The sequence below is a fragment of the uncultured Brachyspira sp. genome (assembly GCF_944393015.1).
Taxonomy (GTDB): domain Bacteria; phylum Spirochaetota; class Brachyspiria; order Brachyspirales; family Brachyspiraceae; genus Brachyspira.
Map to the genome: position 1 here is coordinate 1 of NZ_CALXYQ010000052.1, position 20,113 is coordinate 20,113.

At 26.5% G+C, this 20,113-nt stretch carries 18 protein-coding genes and 2 pseudogenes; 6 read left to right on the forward strand and 14 right to left on the reverse strand.

Going from position 1 to position 20,113, the window contains the following annotated elements:
- The 5 genes from Q0K19_RS12905 to Q0K19_RS12925 all read right to left on the reverse strand — a co-directional run.
- Positions 1-125 (reverse strand): acyl-CoA dehydrogenase family protein (locus Q0K19_RS12905; protein ID WP_297248632.1); only part of this gene is annotated, 125 nt, incomplete at its 3' end.
- 64 nt (positions 126-189) lie between these two features.
- Complete coding sequence (locus Q0K19_RS12910) at positions 190-594, reverse strand: MaoC family dehydratase (RefSeq protein WP_297248599.1); 405 nt, start codon at positions 592-594, stop codon at positions 190-192.
- Between the two features lie 112 nt (positions 595-706).
- Complete coding sequence (locus Q0K19_RS12915; RefSeq protein ID WP_297248601.1) at positions 707-2,107, reverse strand: GntP family permease; 1,401 nt, start codon at positions 2,105-2,107, stop codon at positions 707-709.
- A 31-nt stretch (positions 2,108-2,138) separates the two neighbouring features.
- Entirely contained in the window at positions 2,139-3,698 is a 1,560-nt protein-coding gene (locus tag Q0K19_RS12920; RefSeq protein WP_297248603.1) for an acyl CoA:acetate/3-ketoacid CoA transferase, read from the reverse strand.
- Positions 3,699-4,569: 871 nt separating this feature from the next.
- A complete protein-coding gene (locus tag Q0K19_RS12925; protein ID WP_297248605.1) occupies positions 4,570-4,968 on the reverse strand; it encodes a PIN domain-containing protein in 399 nt (132 codons plus the stop codon).
- A 573-nt stretch (positions 4,969-5,541) separates the two neighbouring features.
- On the opposite strand from Q0K19_RS12925, the gene Q0K19_RS12930 reads away from it, so the two are divergent.
- Positions 5,542-6,990 carry a nucleoside-diphosphate sugar epimerase/dehydratase gene (locus tag Q0K19_RS12930; RefSeq protein ID WP_297248608.1) on the forward strand — a complete coding sequence of 483 codons (1,449 nt, stop codon included), beginning with the start codon at positions 5,542-5,544 and terminating at the stop codon, positions 6,988-6,990.
- A 714-nt stretch (positions 6,991-7,704) separates the two neighbouring features.
- On the opposite strand, the gene Q0K19_RS12935 is transcribed toward Q0K19_RS12930, so the two are convergent.
- Together Q0K19_RS12935 and Q0K19_RS12940 are read right to left on the reverse strand one after the other, a co-directional pair.
- Positions 7,705-7,980 (reverse strand): hypothetical protein, encoded by a 276-nt coding sequence (locus Q0K19_RS12935; protein ID WP_367172175.1) that lies wholly within the window; start codon positions 7,978-7,980, stop codon positions 7,705-7,707.
- The gene (locus Q0K19_RS12940) at positions 7,977-8,720 is read right to left on the reverse strand and encodes a Gfo/Idh/MocA family oxidoreductase (protein ID WP_297248612.1); all 744 of its coding nucleotides are present in this window, start codon (positions 8,718-8,720) and stop codon (positions 7,977-7,979) included. The genes Q0K19_RS12935 and Q0K19_RS12940 overlap by 4 nt, the downstream gene beginning before the upstream one ends.
- Positions 8,721-8,890: 170 nt before the next feature.
- Between Q0K19_RS12940 and Q0K19_RS12945 the strand changes: the two genes are divergently transcribed.
- Positions 8,891-9,295, forward strand: a complete 405-nt coding sequence (locus tag Q0K19_RS12945) for a hypothetical protein (protein ID WP_297248614.1) — start codon at positions 8,891-8,893, stop codon at positions 9,293-9,295.
- Between the two features lie 96 nt (positions 9,296-9,391).
- Here the strand turns inward: Q0K19_RS12945 and lepA are convergent, their stop codons facing one another.
- From lepA to Q0K19_RS12965, 4 genes and pseudogenes are all read right to left on the reverse strand, one after another.
- A complete protein-coding gene (gene lepA, locus Q0K19_RS12950) occupies positions 9,392-11,203 on the reverse strand; it encodes a translation elongation factor 4 (RefSeq protein WP_297248616.1) in 1,812 nt (603 codons plus the stop codon).
- Between the two features lie 122 nt (positions 11,204-11,325).
- Complete coding sequence (locus Q0K19_RS15440) at positions 11,326-11,919, reverse strand: restriction endonuclease subunit S (RefSeq protein WP_367172176.1); 594 nt, start codon at positions 11,917-11,919, stop codon at positions 11,326-11,328.
- Positions 11,908-12,156 (reverse strand): annotated as a pseudogene (locus Q0K19_RS12960) (restriction endonuclease subunit S); the annotation flags it as partial. The gene Q0K19_RS15440 and the pseudogene Q0K19_RS12960, both read right to left, overlap by 12 nt.
- A 12-nt stretch (positions 12,157-12,168) precedes the next feature.
- Positions 12,169-14,718 (reverse strand): N-6 DNA methylase, encoded by a 2,550-nt coding sequence (locus Q0K19_RS12965; protein ID WP_297248618.1) that lies wholly within the window; start codon positions 14,716-14,718, stop codon positions 12,169-12,171.
- A gap of 208 nt (positions 14,719-14,926) precedes the next feature.
- On the opposite strand from Q0K19_RS12965, the pseudogene Q0K19_RS12970 reads away from it, so the two are divergent.
- From Q0K19_RS12970 to Q0K19_RS12985, 4 genes and pseudogenes are all read left to right on the forward strand, one after another.
- Positions 14,927-15,700 (forward strand): annotated as a pseudogene (locus Q0K19_RS12970) (transporter substrate-binding domain-containing protein).
- A gap of 141 nt (positions 15,701-15,841) precedes the next feature.
- Positions 15,842-16,270 (forward strand): PTS sugar transporter subunit IIA, encoded by a 429-nt coding sequence (locus tag Q0K19_RS12975; protein WP_297248620.1) that lies wholly within the window; start codon positions 15,842-15,844, stop codon positions 16,268-16,270.
- Between the two features lie 65 nt (positions 16,271-16,335).
- The gene (locus Q0K19_RS12980) at positions 16,336-17,109 is read left to right on the forward strand and encodes an MgtC/SapB family protein (protein WP_297248622.1); all 774 of its coding nucleotides are present in this window, start codon (positions 16,336-16,338) and stop codon (positions 17,107-17,109) included.
- Positions 17,110-17,118: 9 nt separating this feature from the next.
- Positions 17,119-17,964, forward strand: a complete 846-nt coding sequence (locus Q0K19_RS12985) for a hypothetical protein (RefSeq protein WP_297248624.1) — start codon at positions 17,119-17,121, stop codon at positions 17,962-17,964.
- Positions 17,965-18,765: 801 nt separating this feature from the next.
- Here Q0K19_RS12985 and Q0K19_RS12990 read toward each other — a convergent pair.
- The 3 genes from Q0K19_RS12990 to Q0K19_RS13000 all read right to left on the reverse strand — a co-directional run bounded on the left by Q0K19_RS12990 (position 18,766) and on the right by Q0K19_RS13000 (position 19,742).
- Positions 18,766-18,993: a hypothetical protein gene (locus Q0K19_RS12990; RefSeq protein WP_297248626.1), complete on the reverse strand. Its 228-nt coding sequence runs from the start codon at positions 18,991-18,993 to the stop codon at positions 18,766-18,768.
- Positions 18,994-19,037: 44 nt separating this feature from the next.
- A complete protein-coding gene (locus tag Q0K19_RS12995) occupies positions 19,038-19,160 on the reverse strand; it encodes a hypothetical protein (protein ID WP_297248628.1) in 123 nt (40 codons plus the stop codon).
- A gap of 156 nt (positions 19,161-19,316) precedes the next feature.
- Positions 19,317-19,742: a hypothetical protein gene (locus tag Q0K19_RS13000; protein ID WP_297248630.1), complete on the reverse strand. Its 426-nt coding sequence runs from the start codon at positions 19,740-19,742 to the stop codon at positions 19,317-19,319.
- Between the last annotated feature and the right edge of the window lie 371 nt (positions 19,743-20,113).

Below are 20,113 nucleotides of genomic sequence, written 5' to 3' on the forward strand. Positions count from 1 at the left end.
ACAGTTTCAACAGGGAATCTTTCTTCCTCGTCAATTTCTGTTGCTAAAGGTTTTACCTCTTTTTCAGCAAATTCTCTGATCATCTGTCTGAAAAGTTGATGTGTTTTAGGCAAATTAAATTCCATTCTAGTCCTCCTGATAATTTACTTTATCAAATTTTTTAATTTATATAATTTATTTTTTCAATTGTCATTTTTTCATAATAGTTGCTTTTCCGCTTAAAACAACTTTACCTTCTTGATTTGTGCAAGTAGTAGAAAGAATTACTCTATTTTTCTCAGGGATAAGTTCTATAATTTCAGCAGTAGCGGTAATTGTATCTCCAAAATATACAGGTGCTGTGAATTTCAATTCCTGTCCCATATAAATACTTCCTTCTCCCGGAAGTTTAGTTCCTAAAACGGCAGATACAAGTCCTGCAGTAAGCATTCCATGAGCTATTCTATGCTTAAACATAGTTTGCTGAGCATGAACTTCATTCAAATGAGCAGGATTTGTATCAAGTGTAATTCCTGCATATAAAATTACATCTGTTTCTGTTATAGTTTTAGTAATTTCTGCTTTCATACCAACTTTTAATTCTTCAAATTTCATAATTATTGCTCCTAAAAAATATTTTTATAAATATAAAGTATATATAAAGTTCGGCAAAATCTCTTTATCAGATATTCTGCCGAAAAATATTTAATTTTTTTATATTATAATATTATACAATACCAAAGATTGAATAAAGTACAATACAAATAGCAACTGTTATTACAGGAATTATAGCAGTACACATTGCAATATCTCCATAAGATTCTCTGTGAGTCATACCAGTAACTGCAAGAACTGTGATAACTGCACCATTGTGAGGCATAGTATCCAAACCGCCGCAAGCCATAGAAGCTATTCTGTGAAGAACTTGAGGGTCTATATTAGCAGCTAAAGCATCTTTTAAATATACATCAGCAAGAGCTTCAAGAGCTATACTTAATCCGCCTGATGCTGAACCTGTTATACCAGCAAGTGCAGATACTGAAATAGCTTCTGATACAAGAGGGTTAGAAGAAAGTCCTAATAAAGCACCTTTTACAACAGCAAATGCAGCCATTGCAGCTATAACACTTCCATAACCAACCTCAGAAGCAGTATTCATTACAGCAAGGAATGATCCTGATACTCCGTCAGTAAGAGTTTTAATAACGTTTTTCATTCTTTTTAAGTTAAGAAGAATTGCAGCTATTATAGAAATTACTAATGAAACAATTAAACTCCAGTTTCCTACAACTTTTGAAGATTCTGTTCCGTAACTTTCAAGATAAGAAAGATCTAATTTAGGGAATACAAATTTAGAAGCGATAATTCCTACAATTATAACTAGCAATATAGGAAGAACTGCAATTATGAACGGAGGTATATTTTTTGAATTTTCTCCTGTATTATCAATGGCAGGTTCATTTTGATGCACTCCGTATCCTTCTCCTTTAGCCATAGCTTTTTTTGCCCTTCTTTGAAGCCATATAACCCCGCTTGTTCCCATTAATATAGCCCCGATTATTCCAAGAATAGGAGCTGCATAAGCATCAGTTCCGAAATACTGCATAGGAATAGCATTCTGAATTTGAGGTGTTCCTGGTAAGGCTGTCATTGTGAAAGTAAAAGCTCCTGCAGCAATTGATCCGGGAATAAATCTTTTAGGTATTCCTGCTTCTCTGAATAAAGCTGCTGCAACAGGATAAATAGCAAAAGCTACTACAAATAAAGATACTCCGCCGTAAGTAAGTATAGCACAAGCAAGAACTATAGCAAGTATAGCTTTTTCTTTACCAAATTTTTCACAAACAAAATATGAAATACTTCTTGCTGAACCAGTGTCATCCATTACTTTACCAAATATAGCTCCAAGCAAGAAAATAGGGAAATAAGTTCTTACATATCCTGCCAAACTGTTCATAAAAGTTTCTGTATATGTAGCTAAAACATGAATATTTCCGCTGTCAATACCGCCCATTATTGCTGCTAAACAAGCAAGAATAGGTGCTATGATTAAAACTGAAAACCCCCTATACGCCAAATACATTAAAAGTATCAGCGATAATACAATACCAATTGTTCCAAATACCATATAAATGTCTCCTTTTAATTATTATATTTTATTAAAATACTAATCCCATTTTTTTATCAATAAATATTTTTGAATCCATTTTCTTCAAGTCATCAGCTACAATAGGCTTGAATTCCATTTGATCCAATATATCTTTTTGGAGATCTACTCCAGGAGCTATTTCAACTAGTTTTAATCCTTCTTTAACAAGAGTGAAAACAGCTCTTTCAGTTACATAAGTAACTTTTTTATTATTTTTATTAGCAATATTACCGCTAAATGTAACTTGCTCTACATCTTTTATAAATTTCTTAACTTTTCCTTCCTGAAGAATTCTAAGTTCTCCGTTTTCAACACCTATTTTCAATCCTCCAGTTGTGAAAGTTCCTAAGAATACTACTTCTTTTGCATTTTGAGTGATATTAATAAATCCACCGCATCCTGCAATCTTTGGTCCGAATTTAGAAACATTAATATTTCCGTATTGGTCGCATTGAGCAAGCCCTAAAAACGCCATATCCAATCCTCCTCCGTCATAGAAGTCAAATTGATACGGCTGATCAACTATTGCTGTTGCATTAAATGTAGCACCAAAGCTGCCCCCCCCCATAGGTGTTCCGCCTATTGCTCCAGGCTCAACAGTAGGTGTGAAGTATTCTTCCTGACCTTCTTCATTTACTACCATAGATATAACTTCAGGCATTCCTATGCCGTAGTTTAATATTTTTTTGCTTCTATCTAAAAGCATTGCACATCTTCTTGCAATGATTTTTCTTTCATCAAGTTTTACTTCTTTAAGACTTCCTTCTACAACGAAGTTATTTTTAACATATCCCACATTATAATATTCTCCGAAAGTCTGCATATGATTTTCAGGATTTTCAGCTACAACCACATAATCTACTAAAATTCCTGGAATTTTTACTTCTTTTGGAGGTATGCTTCCTCTTTTTACTTTTGCTTTAACTTGAACAAAGACTTTTCCCCCACTATTTTTAGCGGCAGTTGCTATGGATAAACCTTCAAGAGTAAGGGCTTCTTCTTCATAAGAAATATTTCCGTCTTCATCTGCATAAGTTCCTCTCAATATGGCATAATCCAGTTTAGGAGCATGATAAAACAGCAAATCCTGACCTTTAAATTTGCATCTCTCAACGATATCTTCTGTTGTTATGCTGTTAAGTTTTCCTCCTTGAAGTTCAGGATCTACAAAAGTTCCAAGTCCTACATGCGAAAGTATTCCTGGTTTCCCAGCAGCCATTTCTCTAAACATTTGTACTATAACTCCCTGAGGAAGATTATAGGCTTCAATTTCATTGTTATTTGCCAATTCCCCAAGTCTTGGAGCTAATCCCAAATGTCCTGCAACAACTCTTTTTAAAAGTCCTTTATGGCCTAAACGTCCTGACCCTTTTACTTTACCGTCTCCTGTTCCTGCTCCAAAAATAATGCTTAAATTATTAGGGTATCCTTTTTCTAAAAAGGATTTTTCAATTTGAATTAAAATTTCTTCAGGAACACCTATGCCTACAAATCCGTCCAAACCTATAAAAGAGCTGCTGTCAATAAGTTCGCTGACTTGATTTGCTTTTATGAATTTTCCTTTATCCATATTACCACCTTCTTAAAATAATTGAAATAGTTCTTTATTAATTATAGGACATTTTTTTTTAAAAATCAATGCATAATGTGATAAAATATCCATTTTGTTTAATACTAAAACTAAAAAAACATAAAATTTTAAGATATTGTATTTAAGTATTTCTTAATTTTATATTATAAAAAATATTTTCAATATAATTTTTATTAAAATGTAATACAAAACATTATTATATTTTTTAAAAATTTTGATTAATTTTTCATTAGTTTTTTATAATATTAATTCTAGATTACAAAAAATAATATAAATGTATCTTAATTATAAAAAAGTACAAAATAGGGTATGACGGTATTAAACAACAAAATAAATTTTATACTATCTATATTTGATTTATTATAAAAAACAATTTTTTATATAAATAATAAATATAAGTAATATTATTTGCTGCATACAATATAGAAATTTATTCAATATTGTTCCTATTATAATGTAGAAAATAATTATTTTATATAATACACAACAAAAATTGTGAGTAACAATCAAATAAATTTACCATATACTCACAATCTTTACAAGAAAATCATAAATAAAAACCTTTATTGTTTATAGAACTATTTTTTAAAGTGATGAACAAATAATGAGTAAATATTTTTAAAAGACTTTATTTATAATACACTAATAAAAACTAGTTATATTATTACATTTTATTAGAAAACATACAGTAATAAAAAATTATTAATTTTTGATTTTTTGAATTCTTATAAAGACATATATTTGATATTACAAGATTTTGCTTTATTCTTTAAATTATTATCTGTAACTATTACAACATTTTATTTGAACATTTCATTGCTGCTGCAAGTATTTTTATTATCATTGTTTCTCATATCAAAATCTTTTGGTAAAACATGTTCGATGTATTTTCTATAATAACATTTAATTTATTAATGGCTCTTATAGTATTACTTACTTTTTGTGATCTATTTTTATACAATTTTAATTTATTCAATTCTTCTAAAACAACAATAGGCAAAACATAACTACTGTTTATTTTTGATGTAGTAATTAAATTAGGAATATTCATTAATGCATTAGTATCAAATACATATAATATTCCACCTTGATTTTTTATCTCATCAACAGCAGATTTAGAAGTTGTAAATATCTTTCCCAAAACATTTATTACTGTACCTACTGTACCTATATTAAAAAATAGTTTTTTAACATCTATTTTATCGTTCTTATATAATAATTTATTTCTATTATTATTTGTTTTATACATAAATACGTCCGATTTTTTAATGATATAATTACAAAACAATTCTACAAAAAACATTTAATTTGCCAAACTTTTTTATAGAAATAAATTATTAATATACACACCGCACGCTAAGCAGATTATGAGTTATAATCAATTTATAATTCTAATATTATTATATAATAATATAAAATTAACCGTGCGTTGAGTAGATTTCAAATTTAAAAAAACTTGGGCGGATGTTGTAAATTATAATATAAGTTTTCAAATCTTAATGAAGCTATAATAAAAAAATAAGCTATAAAATCTTAAAGGGCGGGATTCTAAATAAATTTCAAAAACATAGAACAGCTTATAAATAAAATTGAAAATATTTTTTAACGTTTTACCATAAAATACAAATAATTAAAAAAAAATTATCTTATATGTATAAAATATAATAAACTATAAAACTATTATATTAATATACTATTGAAAATTTATTTTAAAATAAAACATTTCTATAAAATTAACAATATATAATAAAATCCTTGTATAATAAATAAAAAAAATATATACTATAATTCTTATTTATATATGTATTTTAGGTTTGAAGCAATGAATAAAAAAAATATAGTTATAATTGGGGCTGGAAATGCTGGGGAAACTCTTGCATCCGAAATATTAACTTCAGATGATAACAACGAATATAATATACTTTGTTTTTTAGATGATGATGAAAATAAGAAAGAAGTTAATATTGAAAATCATTCTATTGATGTAAAAGGAAAGATTAAAGATATAGAAAACACAATAGAATATTATAAAAATCATAATATAGAAATAGAAGAAATTATCATTGCAATTCCTACTTTAAAACAAAAGGAACTTCTTGAAATATTGGATATTATATATCCTACCGGAATAAAATATAAAATACTTCCTTGTTTCTTTGAGATAATAAAAGGTAATGCCTCTATAAAAGATATTAGAAATATAGAGCCATCTGATTTGCTAGGACGAGAAGAGATTGGTTTTGATGAAAAGGAAATATCCGCATACTATGAGAATAAAACAATACTAGTTACAGGCGGAGGCGGTTCTATAGGAAGCGAGCTTGTAAGACAATTGATTACATTGCCTGTAAAAAAAGTTATGGCCTTGGATAATTCCGAAAGTGCAATTCATTCTCTTATAATGTCTATAAATGACAGAAAAAATGAAAAAAACAAACATAAGTTCCAATATATAATTTCAAATGTTAGAGATTATGTCAAAGTAGATAAAATTTTAAAAGAAGAAAATCCGGATATAATTTTCCATGCTGCTGCTCATAAGCATTTGCCTTTTATGGAAGCCTATCCTGAAGAAGCAATTAAAAATAATATACTAGCAACAGAAAACATTGCCACACTTGCAATTAAAAACAATATTAAAAATTTCGTATTCATATCAACAGACAAAGCAGTTCGCCCTACTTCATTGATGGGAGCAAGCAAAAGAATATGTGAAAGAATGATAATGTCTTTATCTCATGAACAAAATAATACAGCATTTAAAATAACAAGATTCGGAAATGTTTTAGGAAGCAGCGGAAGCGTTATACCTGTATTTGAAAAGCAGATTAGGGAAGGCAAGCCATTAACTGTAACTCATCCTGAAATGGTAAGATTCTTTATGTCTATAAGAGAAGCTGCAAGACTAGTTATAAAGGCCTGTACTTTAAATGACGGAATAATATTTACTTTGGATATGGGAAAGCCTGTTAAAATTTTGGACTTAGCTAAAAACATGCTTAAAATGTACGGACTTACTGAAAAAGACATACCTATAATATTTACAGGAATCAGAGAAGGTGAAAAACTTTATGAAGAAATTTTAATGGGTGATGAAACATTAATACCTTCTCAGTATAAAAAATTATTCATAGCAAAAGACCCTGTAAAATGCTTAACTCCTGAAGAGCGTAAAGTTATGATTGATGCATTTGATATTGCCTCACTAGATGCTGACAAAGAAACAATAAAAATGCTAATGCGTAAGTATATAGAAGAGTATACCGGATAATTTTGTTATTATTGTTAGTTTATATATTAAATTTAAAATAACACTGTAAATTTAAGATGGCAGGATACAGAGTAATTTTTTTAAATAAATTTTTCTAAATACTATACCCTTAAATTCATTATTCGTATATTAAAATACAATATGCTGAATATACATTGTACTTTGAATAAATGAAGGCAATACCGTTCGTAAAGTCCAGTGGGTGCTGTAATTTATAATTCGGCTTTAAAGATAATTAAAACTAGAATTCAAAAAATAGCAGCAAATATTAAAGATCATGGTATGTTAATAAAATTTTGAACTTATTTTTATCAACTTTTCCCGGACTTCGTCAAAGTTGAAAAAGCACATAATTAATACAGAAGTCATATAAAATAATTTTAATATTCTAGTTTATTTTGTCTTTTTTGCAAATTAAGATATTAAATTTAAAGTAACGGTGTAAATTTTAGAAGGCGGCAGATGTAATTAAAGTTTTAAAACTTATTTACACTCCCCACCCTCTAGGCTTTATAATTTATATTTGATACTTTTATTTTTTATTCTCTTATTGCTTAACTAGAAATGTTAACGCCCGCCCAAGTTTTAATTAGATTTAAAATCCAATCAACGCACGTTTAGATGTATTTGTAATATAATAAAAAATTTAATTTATAAAATAAATATATATTTGTTAACTTTGTTCTGCGTGCGTTAAATTAATAAACTATAACTTTATAAATCTATTTTACTTTTTGTATCAGATGATAATTTAATGCCTTCTATTATTTTGACAGATTCTAAAGCAGTAGAAGCATTCGATATAGGCTGTCCGCCATTTTCTAAACATTCTATAATATTATGAACAGCATCAAGCATTCTTTCATTCTCATAATCTCTATTATATTGTTTCGTCAAAATTAAAGATTCATATCCTGAACCTGCCTCATTATTATCAACTTGTTTGTATTGATATAATTCAAAACTATTTCCATTATTGTATAATCTTATTCTTCCATTCTCACCATTATATCCATTTCAAGCATATATTTAAAAGGAGATGTACTTACAGCTTTAATGAATCCAATAGCACCTGATTTAAATTTTATAATGCCGCATCCGCCATGATCACTAATACCATGAACTTCTCTTATAAAATCTGTCTGCTTTTCTCCTACAACATACTCCGCTTCAGAGTTTGTAAAGTAAAGCATTAAATCTATAATATGACTAGCACTGGTATGCAATGCAGTAGCTCCATATCCAACTATTGTATATATTTTACCTATGGCATTTTCTTCTATGAGTTTTTTTATTTGTTTATTAATATTATCCCATCTTAATATATAATTAACTGCAAATACTATATTATACTTTTTTGATAATTCTAATATTGATTTTGCCTCTTCTATTGAATACGATAAAGTCTTTTCACAAAAAATAGCTTTAACTCCTGTTTCCATACACTTCTTTGCTATATCATAATGAAACTCTATAGGCGTGCATATACTCACTATATCAAAATCATTTTCTTCAAGCATTTTATTATAGTCAATATATCCTTTTTCTATGTTTTCATCTTTTTGTATTTGCTTAACTAAATCTAGATTACTATTACCGCATATAGCTGTAATTTTAGTGTTTTCTGTATTTTGATAAGCCTTTACATGCGACCATATTATTTTTCTGTTAGGGTCTTTATCTATGAAATAAGCTATCTGCCCAAGACCTATTATGCCAGCTTTATACATAAAAAACTCCATTCTTATAATAATATATAATACAGATATTCTTTAATTTATACAATCATATAATATAAATATAGATAACTTAAAACCTTGATTATTTTTTATCTATAATATTAAATTATTATATCTATTTTATATCATTAATTTTTTGAACTAATTGGAATGTATAATATATGAACATAAAAATAATTAAAGCAGCAATATTAACTGTAGGAATATTATTAATACTAGGAGCAATAGCAGGATTCGTTTCTATTTTTATTGCTTCAAAAAAGTATGTACATACTGTATGCATAGTTGAACAATATAATAGTAAAAAAGTATATAAATCTAGAAAATTAAGATACGAAAATACAATGCTTATAAGTTATGAAACTGAAAGATACGGAACACTATATACAACATTAAAAAGCTATTACCCTTTTAGAAAAGTCGGTGATAAATTAGCTTTATGGTTCGATCCAAATAAACCAAGAAATATAAAACTTCCTTTTTCTGAAAGCTGTATTTATGTTTTATTAATAGTTTCCGGATCAATATGTATATATGCTGTAATTTGGCTGTATGTCAAAAAATAAAATTTAAAATATTTTTAATAAATGAACTTATAATAAATTTTGATTTTATATATAAAAATAGGCATTATTTCTAATGCCTATTAATTTATTATTAAATTATTTTGTGTTATCGTCAGTTTTAAGTACGCTTATAAATGCATCCTGAGGTATTTCAACATTACCAATAGCCTTCATTCTCTTCTTACCCTCTTTCTGCTTTTCAAGAAGTTTTCTCTTTCTTGTGATGTCCCCTCCGTAACATTTGGCTGTAACATTTTTTCTTAATGCACTTATATTCTCACGTGCAATTATACGTCCGCCTATTGCAGCCTGTAATGGAATCTGGAACATATGCTTTGGAATAAGATGCTTTAATTTTTCTATGATTTGTCTGCCTCTAGTTTCAGCATTGCTTCTATGCGACATAAATGACAATGCATCCACCACTTCGCCATGAACAAGTATATCAATTTTTTCTATTTGGCTTTCTCTGAAATCTGAAAAATCATAATCGAATGAAGCATAGCCTCTTGATATAGATTTTAATTTATCATAAAAATCATATACTACTTCTATTAAAGGCAAGTCGAATTTAATCTCTGCCCTTTTATCATCTAAATAAGTTAATGATGTTTGTGTTCCTCTTCTGTCTATACAAAGAGAAATAATGTTTCCTAAATAATCGGTTGGTACTATTATAAGAGCATTTATGAAAGGCTCATAACATTTTTCTATATACTGACCAGAAGGAAAATCTGCAGGGTTATCAATTAATTTTTCTTCACCATTTGTGAGTTTTAATTTAACTTCTACTGAAGGACTAGTTATTACAAGGTTAAGATTAAATTCTCTTTCAAGACGCTCTTGAACAATCTCTAAATGCAAAAGCCCTAAGAATCCGCATCTGTATCCAAACCCTAAAGCAATAGAACGCTCAGGCTCATAAACTAAAGAAGCATCATTCAATTTTAATTTTTCCAATGCTTTTTGTAAGTTTGTATAATCTTCATCTTCAGCAGGGAAAATGCCTGCAAATACCATAGGAAGTACTTCTTTATAACCAATTAAAGGTTCATCAGAAGGATCTTCTTCAAGTGTGATAGTATCCCCTATTTTTATATCAGATATGTTTTTAATGCCCGCAATAATATATCCAACTTCACCGCTTTTTAATCCATTAGCAGACTTAAGCCCAAGCAAAAGAGTTCCGCATTCTTCAACTTCATACTTCGCTTTAGTTTCCATTAAAAGAAGTTTATCATCTTTTTTAATAGAGCCGTCAAATATTCTTACTATCATAACAGCACCGCGGAAAGGATCATAATAAGAATCGAATATCAAAGCTCTTGTTTTTTTGTTGGTATTATCTTTTGGAGCCGGTATCATCTTAACTACTGCTTCAAGTATCTCATCTATACCTATATCATTTTTTGCACTTGCCAAAACTATATCATCTTTATTTACACCAAACTCTTTTTCCATCTGCTCTTTACAAAGTTCGATATTAGCAGCAGGCAAATCTATTTTATTAATAACAGGTACAATCTCCAAATTATTTTCAAATGCAAGATAAAAATTAGAAATAGTTTGAGCCTCAACACCTTGAGCAGCATCAACTACAAGTATAGCTCCTTCACAAGCAGCAAGAGAACGTGAAACTTCATAATTAAAGTCAACGTGTCCCGGTGTGTCAATCAAATTAAGAGTATATACTTCTCCGTCTTCAGCCTGATATGATAATTTAACAGCCTGACTCTTTATTGTTATTCCTCTCTCTCTTTCTATATCCATAGAGTCTAATATTTGAGCTTTCATCTCTCTGCTTGATACTGCTTTAGTATGCTCTATTATTCTATCAGCTAATGTACTTTTTCCATGGTCAACATGGGCTATGATACAAAAATTTCTAATTTTTTCTGCGTATGACATTTATTAAAATATATCCTTTTTAAAATTAATCTTAATAATTAAAAATTGATAAAAAAATTTATTCGTATATTATTGATGATATATTATAATACAGCAAGTATGTTTTTGCAAATAAATTTTAATTAATCAATTTGAAATATATCGTTCATTATTTCTTTTTGAATAATTTTAGCATTATTTATTTTTAATTGAGCTTGTTCTATTTTATTTTTGCAATCCAAAATAATATTGGATATTTCATTTTGTTTGTTTAAATTAGGGATAGGAATTTGTAATTTTTCTATTCTATCTATAGAAGCTCTTAAATTTCTATTAAAACCATATTCTTTTCCAACTATATTAAAAGCATAATTAAAATATACCATATTTACAGAATTATCAAGGCATTTTATAACACCACAATGATCTGTTGGATAAAAAGGATTATTTGGAAATATATAATTTGTCATCCAATCACCATCTATTCCCCATAATACAGATGTAGAATCAAAGTCATCAAATAGTAATTCATCTATATATCCGAAAGGTTTATATACATTAGCACTATAAACAGGGTATTTCCCATTTTCTTTTATATTCTTTTGTAATACTCTTTTACCTATAAAAATATGAAATTTAGATTTATCGGATAATTTACATTTATCATAATTTACAAAATCTAAGCTATTAATTTTATCATTTGATTCTTTAATAATTTTCTCTTGTTCAAAAATAATATTTTCATGTTCTTCCATAAGAGCAACAATTTCTTTCTGTTTATGAATATTCAAATTAGGAATTTTTATTTTAGCTAAATCTTTTTCATATACATGTGGCTGATTTGAACCTGTTTTTAAATCATAAATTAAATTTTGCAATTTTTTTAATGAATAATATATATATTTAGTAATATATTTTCCTTCATCAAACGAACGTATTACATTACAATCTGAAGCCCAAATTTTATAATCATGATACCATACATATCATGCACTTCCAGAAGCACTTACAGTTATACAATTTTCATCTTGATTATATTCTGAATGAGAATATGGAGAAGTTTTACCTCCAGCTATAACAGGTATATTTCCATTTTTTACTTTATCTTTTGTTATAGATTTTCCTTTTATTATAGATGATATTGTATCTAATGAAACTAATTCATATTTAGTTAATATTTTTTTTTTAATATTTAAGTTTATTCTATTAACAAAATCATTGGCTTCAAAATTAAAACAATCCTCTAAATCTAAAACATATATATTTTTTTCTAATTCTTTAACTACATTAGGATAATTATCATATAAAGCTTGAAGCATATAATAATTAGCCTTATTTATATTATCTCTATTTTTTTCATCCAATAAATTGCCTAAATATGTACCTTCTTTATCCCTTTCTTCTGTTATTCCCTCATTTCCTCTTCTATTACTGAAACTATATCCTAAAAATTTTTTTTCATCGTCTTTTTCTCCTGTATCAATTATCAAAAGTTTTTTATCTTTACACATATTTACATAACTTTCTTTATTTTCTAAACTAATAGATTTTTCTCTTTTTTGTAAAAATAATATAACAGTATTTGTACCAGTAGCCTGAAATGCATTAGAGCCTAATTTTACAATCCCTTTTAAATAAAAATTTTCAAATATAATGGTTCTTGCCTTTTCATAAAGTCCATCATTTTGAAGTATGGAAATAGGAAGTATTATAGCAGCATATCCATTAGGTTTTAATAATTGTTTCATACGCTCTATAAATATTACTTCTATTTCTTTGCTGCTATCTGTTATATCCTTGTATAAATCAAAAGCTTCATCTGAATTTCTATCCATTATAGCTTTAAATCCGCTTACAGAGTATGGAGGATTTGAAATAACTATATCAAATCTTTCATTTTCTTTATTTTTAGTATCTAATAATGTACCTCTGTAATCATCATGACTAAAAGGATAAATACCTGAAGTTTGAAGTATTTGAGCTTCTCCGTCTCCGTTAAAAAAACATGATAGTTTTGTTGTCTTTACAAGTCTATAGTCATTTTCTATTCCATATATATAATCCTTTGCCCAAATGAATTTATCAGGATCATTATTATATCTATTTAAAACATCCTCTACTCTTTTTAATATATCCAAATTTTCTTTTCCTATTTCTAAAAGCGATTTTTGAATTATATCCATTGCTTCTGTTAAAAAGTGACCGCTACCGCATGCAAAATCTATAACTTTTGGAATAAAATCTTTATCTCCTGAAAGAATTTTTTCTTTAATCATTTCTTTTATAGGAATAGACTGAACAATAAATCTAGTTAATATACGTGGAGTAAAAAATTGTCCTACTTCCTGTTTAAAACCCGTATTTAAAAGATTTTCAAAAAAATCTCCTAAAAACTGATGTTTTTCTGTATATCTAAATTGATATCCTTGTAATAATTCAACAACTTCTTTAACTATACTTGTATTTCTTTTAAAATCTCTTTCATCAAATATATCAACAAATGAAAACTCCTGATTTTTATAAATCATAGCCTGCATTAAAGATTCTCTTAATTCTTTCTCATTTTTTTGTTTGATATCATCAAGTTTTATATAAAAAATAATTTTATTTAAATAATCCTTCATTCCGCTTTGAAATAACTGATTAAGTCTATCAATAAATATTTCATAATTATCTGTTGCTTCTCTCCATTGAAAAGATAATTCTTCATTTTCTTTTGTATTATCTTCATCAAATACTTTACATACAAATAAATTAAATATTTTATTAAATGCATTTGGTTTATCTGAAACTACATTATGTCTTAATATCTCTAAAAATTGATTATATATGTTTTTTCCGTCTTCAGGAGTTATTATTTTTAAATCTTTTTTTAATAATGCTTTTGCCTGTATTCCATAAGGTAAAATATCTTTTTCAAATATACCATTAAATGAAAATTGTTTATTCCATCTATTATATATTTCTTCTACATTAGCAAGAGTTTTTAATTCTTCATCAATTTTTACTATTTCGTTTTTGTATTCTATTTTATCATCATCATTTAATATTGAAGTATATAAGCATAAATATTCAGCATTTCTATCTTGATTATAATAACTAAATAATTGTCCACCTTTTTTATTTAACATGTTTTTATATTCTTTATTAAATTCACTGCCCCAAGTTTTACATTCTATCATTAAATACGAAATATTATCTTTTGAAACAAGTATATCTAGTTTTCCTTTCTCTTTTCTTCCCATTTCCCACTTTTTTTCAAGTGTTATACTATCAGGACTATATCCTTTTTCCAAAAGTCTATCAACACATTCTAAAACAACAAAATTCTCGCTGTTTTCAAAATTAGAAGTTGTTTCATCTCCTAATTTGATATTTTTGTCAAAATTATTATCTATATAAAAAATTTTTTCCTTATCAAAATTTATACTAATGGTATAGTTATTTTTATATTTTTTATTATATATTCCAAAATTAGTTTCTTTATATCCTAAAACTAATAATAACTTTTTTATATATTCAGAGCTTACTTTCAATTTTATATCCTAATTTTTACAATACATCATTTAACATTATAATACAGCAAGTATGTTTTTGCAAATATTTTTTATATTGCAGTTTATAATTATTTACTTATAATAGAATATTTAATCATAATAAATTGCTTGACTTTTTTATACATGCATATTAATTTATATACGAGAATCTTATAACTAAATAATATCTGATTTTTAGGAATAAAAAATGAAAAAAATCATATTAATTATATTGATGATTTTATCATTATTAATATCATGTACAGACTCTTCAGAAAATAAAAATATCCAAATTCAGCAAAATATTTCAACAAATAATTATATAAATGTAGGAATATATGTTTATGATTATCCTTTCGGTTATTTATCAAATGGCAATATAGGCGGATTCGATTATGATTTAATGAATGAAATATCCAAAATATCCGGATAAAATATCAATTTTATTCCTATGCGTTTTGAAGAACTTATACCAGCTTTAGAGTCTAAAAAAATAGATGCTATCATAGCAGGAATGACTGTAACTGAAGAAAGAAAACAATATCTTAATTTTTCTGATAAATATTACACATCAAGTCAGGCAGTTTTAATAAGAATGAATGATGAATCAATACAAACTGAAGAAGATTTAACAGGAAAAAAAGTAGGAGTAATAAGAGATACAGTTGCTGACACTATGATTTCTGCAAAAGAAGGAATAGATATAGAAAGATTCGATACAGGAAGCAGTATAATACTTTCATTAAAAGTAGGCAATGTAGATGCTGCTATATTTGATAGATCAACTTGCGAGCATTATATTTTATATGATAAAAGTATTAAACTTGTAGAAAATATAAAATATCCTGAAGAAGATTATGCTATAGCCTTTAGAAAAGATGATAATGTATTATTAGATGAAATAAATAAAGCTCTATCACAAATAATGACTAATGGCTCGTATGATAAATTAGTGGAAAAGCATTTAGGTACTAATCAATAAATCCCAACATTCTTAATTGTAAAATTATCGTACAAAATTACTTGTCTAAGTAAATTTTTTTCAAAATTAAATTTGAATAATAAAAAACAATTATTATATTTATAATATAAAAGCAATAAAATGTGAATGGGGGGATTGATTATGAAACCTAATTTAATATTAATGAGTCATGGCAATTTAGCATCCACACTTATTGAATCTGCCAAAATGATATTGGGCGATTTACCAAAAGATTATTATGATGTAATACATTTGCATACAGATAATACTTTTGCCCAAATAGAAAATCAATTAAAAACATTATTAGATAAATTTGGAGATAATCAAATCTTAATAATGACTGATCTATATGGCGGAACTCCTTTTAATATAGCCAGCAAATTTTACAGAAAAAATGATAATATCTGTTTAATAAGCGGAATGAATTTAGATATGGTTATAGAATATTTTTCTTCAGACCTTGATTATAATATAAGCAAATTTATAGATGAAATTATCAGTGTTTCAAAAGATTCTATAGCATTGTACACAAAAAATGAATCTGAAATATATGCCGACATAGATATATAAACTGTAATTATTAATATTTTTTTTCGATAATACTAATGTATATATAAACATTTGGATATTATTTTATGTTAGAATATATTAATCATGCATTAGGTGACTTTAGTATTGCAGAAATAACAACAAGAATATTAGTGGCATATATTATGGGTATATTTATAGGCTGGGAAAGAGAACAGCATAAAAAACCTATAGGAAGCAGAACTACAAGCATTGTTTGTATGGGAGCAGCTCTTTTATCATGCTATGAAGATGTATTTGCTCGTGCTGTAATATTAGAAAATGCTGAACTAGCCAAATTAGGAACATCAGTATTAAGCCGAGTACCTGATTATAACAGAATATCTGCTCAAATAGTTTCCGGAATTGGTTTCTTAGGTGCAGGAATGATTATACAAAATAGAGGAAAACTGCATGGAATAACTACTGCCGCTATAGTGTGGGTTACTGCTTGTATAGGAATAGTAATAGGCTCTGGACAATGGGTACTATCTACTATAGCCTGTATATGTATATTTTTGAGTACCTCTATTTATAGATTTTTTATACCATATTATATATCAAATAAGAAAAGAGCTATAGTATACTTAATCGAACATTCTTCAAAAATAGATTTTGAAACTGAATTAGGCGAATATGGAATTAGACTTATTAATTTAGAGATAGTCGGCTGGAAAGAAAATAATGATAAAAATACTCCTAATATCATAAGCAAAATAAATATATTTGTACCGAAATTAGATTATAAGAATATAGAAAATATTTTTATAAGTTTAAATATAAAGCCTTTAAAAATGCTGCGTAATATGAGAGAAAAAATTGATTTTGACAGTATCGAATAAATAATTACTATGAATATATATATAAAAAATCTAAAAATAGATGATTATAATGTAAAAGAAAAAGAGATAAAAATATCGCCTGTAACTATATTTCCAAAAAAAGATATTTATATAACAAATTTAATTTGGTATATAAATAATTTCCATTTCTTTGATTTCTATAAAATAAATGATTATGAATTATTGTCTATAAGTAAAATAATAAGTGCAATAATGGAAAATTATAAATATAATGGAAGTATTGATAATGATATGATATTAGAATGCATCGATTTTCTAAATAGCATATTAGAGTTTTCAAAGAAAGAAATAGTTTCTAAAATATTTAAAGAGCATGGCAATACTGATATAGATAAACTTTATTTAAAATTAAATTATAATGCTGAAATAAATATTAATTCATTCTTTGAGTCTGACAATATAATAAATATTATTTTCACATATAATAAAAAAAGTTTTTCATCAAAAGTTCTTTTCAGCAGAAAGATTGATATTTTTTTCATGGTTCTTGAAAATATATTTAAGATATTGATTAATAATAATATATTAAATACTTCATATATATACGATTTCACAAATATTGATTTAGCAAATGCTGATAAAAAAAATATTCCTGAAATGGATTTTATATTTAAATTAAATGAGATATCTCAAAAAGAAAATATTGAAAATATAAATAATAAATTGGACTTAATAAAAATATTTATGAAGTATTATAATCATAATATTATGATAGAATATTTTGAAGATAAAGAACTATCAAATATAATTTCAAGTAATCTTAATAGAAGAAATTTTTTATTAGTATATGATAATGCAGAAGATTTAAATAGTTTAATCATTGAAAAAATATAACTATAATAGTATTTATTATAGTGAAAGTTTAAATAGCAAAAATTATTTTATTATTTTTATTATTTGTGGGGACTAGCCCCCACCCCCCAGTTCTTTTATTGGTATAAAAGAACCAAAACAACTGCATTTTTACTCAAAATATAGTTTTTATCTTAATTTTCAAAAAACTTAATAATATTTTATGCTATTAATAAATAAAAATTACATTCATAAATAATTCAAAATTGACAAAATGTAGTTGTTTAGGTATATACTGAAAATTTTTAACTTTGTCAATGTTTTTATTGTTCTTTTTCCCGCCGCATACGCTCTGCGGACTTCGTCAAAGAACCAAAAAGTGCAAATATAAAATTAGTACTAAATCATACTATAATTGTTTTACAGTAATATAAAAGTTGATAAAAATAAGTTCAAAATTTTATTAACATACCCCGCCCTTTAAACTTTACTGCCTTGTTCTGAAATATAATTTTATTTATTTTTACAGCTTTAATTGTAAACTAAGAACCCACCCAAACTTTATTTAAAGTTAAAATTTATTTAACGCACGATTAATAAAATTTTAATTTATAAATGAATTATAATTAAGAATTTATTTATATTTAAAACTTTACTCTGCGTGCGTTATTTAATCAATAAATTTAAAAAACTCTTGGGCGGGTGCCAAAAATCCAATTAAAATAATGAAGAAATATAAAGCTAAAATTACAAAATAATTTTTGAGACTAGAGACTGGGATTTAAAATAATGTAAAATAAAAGGCTTGACTAATAACTAATCAAGCCTATATATGATTATAATTCATTGTTTTTTAGTAAGATTATATTTAGTTGTTTTACTTCCTTCTTGCGAAATTTCTACTGAACATGTAGAAGTATCACTAAATAGTATTTTTACTATCACATCAGATGCATTTGGATCGCTGTAAGTAACAGTATATGAACTTCCGCTTCCTTCAATTCCTTTGATAGCAGCTCCTTGAGTTTCTATAGTTGGAAATGAAATATTCCCACTAATATCTATTTGCATTACTAGCTCTTCAAGGTCATACCAATCACCTTTGTATATAGTATCTATTTTTTTACATTGCTATTGCTTGATGAATCTGAACCTGTTTTATCTTTATTGGAACAGCTTACAAATAAAATACCCACTAAAAATAAAGTAGATAAAATACTAAATAGTTTTTTGTTCATATTAGAATTCCTTATATAATTATCTTTTTTATATAAAATATTCTAAAATATTAAATTATTATGTCAATATTTAAAATAAATTTATCAACAATAATTCAAAATAAAAGGCTTGACTAATATAATTAATCAAGCCCTAAATAAAAACACGATTGATTATTACTGTTTAGTTAAAGTGCCGTTGATATTTTGAGTTGAAGTTCCGCCTGATTGAGTAATTGTATTTTGACCTGTAACATTAGCAGAAGTATCAGAAGTAAATTCTAGATTCATAGTGCCTTTTACTGTAACTCCGCTGCTAGGATTAAGAGTATAATTTGCTGTATATGAAGTATCAGAATTTTTAGTTATACTTGAAGCAGGCATATCAACATTCTGAGTTTGATTTTTTGCTGAACCGTCTGCATTTATAACAATTGTTTGACCAGCTAAATCTCCGCCTCCTATCCAAGTACCTGCATATTTGCTGTCTATACCTGTAGGCTTTGTTTCTCCTGAACCTGTTTTATCTGCATTTGAACAGCTTACAGATAAAATACCTACTAAAAATAAAGTAAATAAAATTGAAAATAGTCTTTTGTTCATATTAGAACTCCTTATATAAATTATAATTTTTATAAAAAACATTTTTAAAAATGTTTCTATCATTGAAAAAATTCATTCTCAAAAGTTTGAGAAAATATAGAAGAATAAAATTATGATTATAGTTTTTTATATATGATTGTTTTTGTATTAAAAATGATAAATAAATTTTTAAAATATCATGCAATACAAATATTAACTTAAAAATGTATAAAGAAGAATATATTTTTTTAGAATTATTATAATTTTTATCGGATATTAAATTTTTTAAAAGATTTAAATTATTTGTTGAGTGTCGAGTGTCGAGTGTCGAGTGTCGAGTGTCGAGTGTCGAGTGTCGAGTGTCGAGTGTCGAGTGTCGAGTGTCGAGTGTC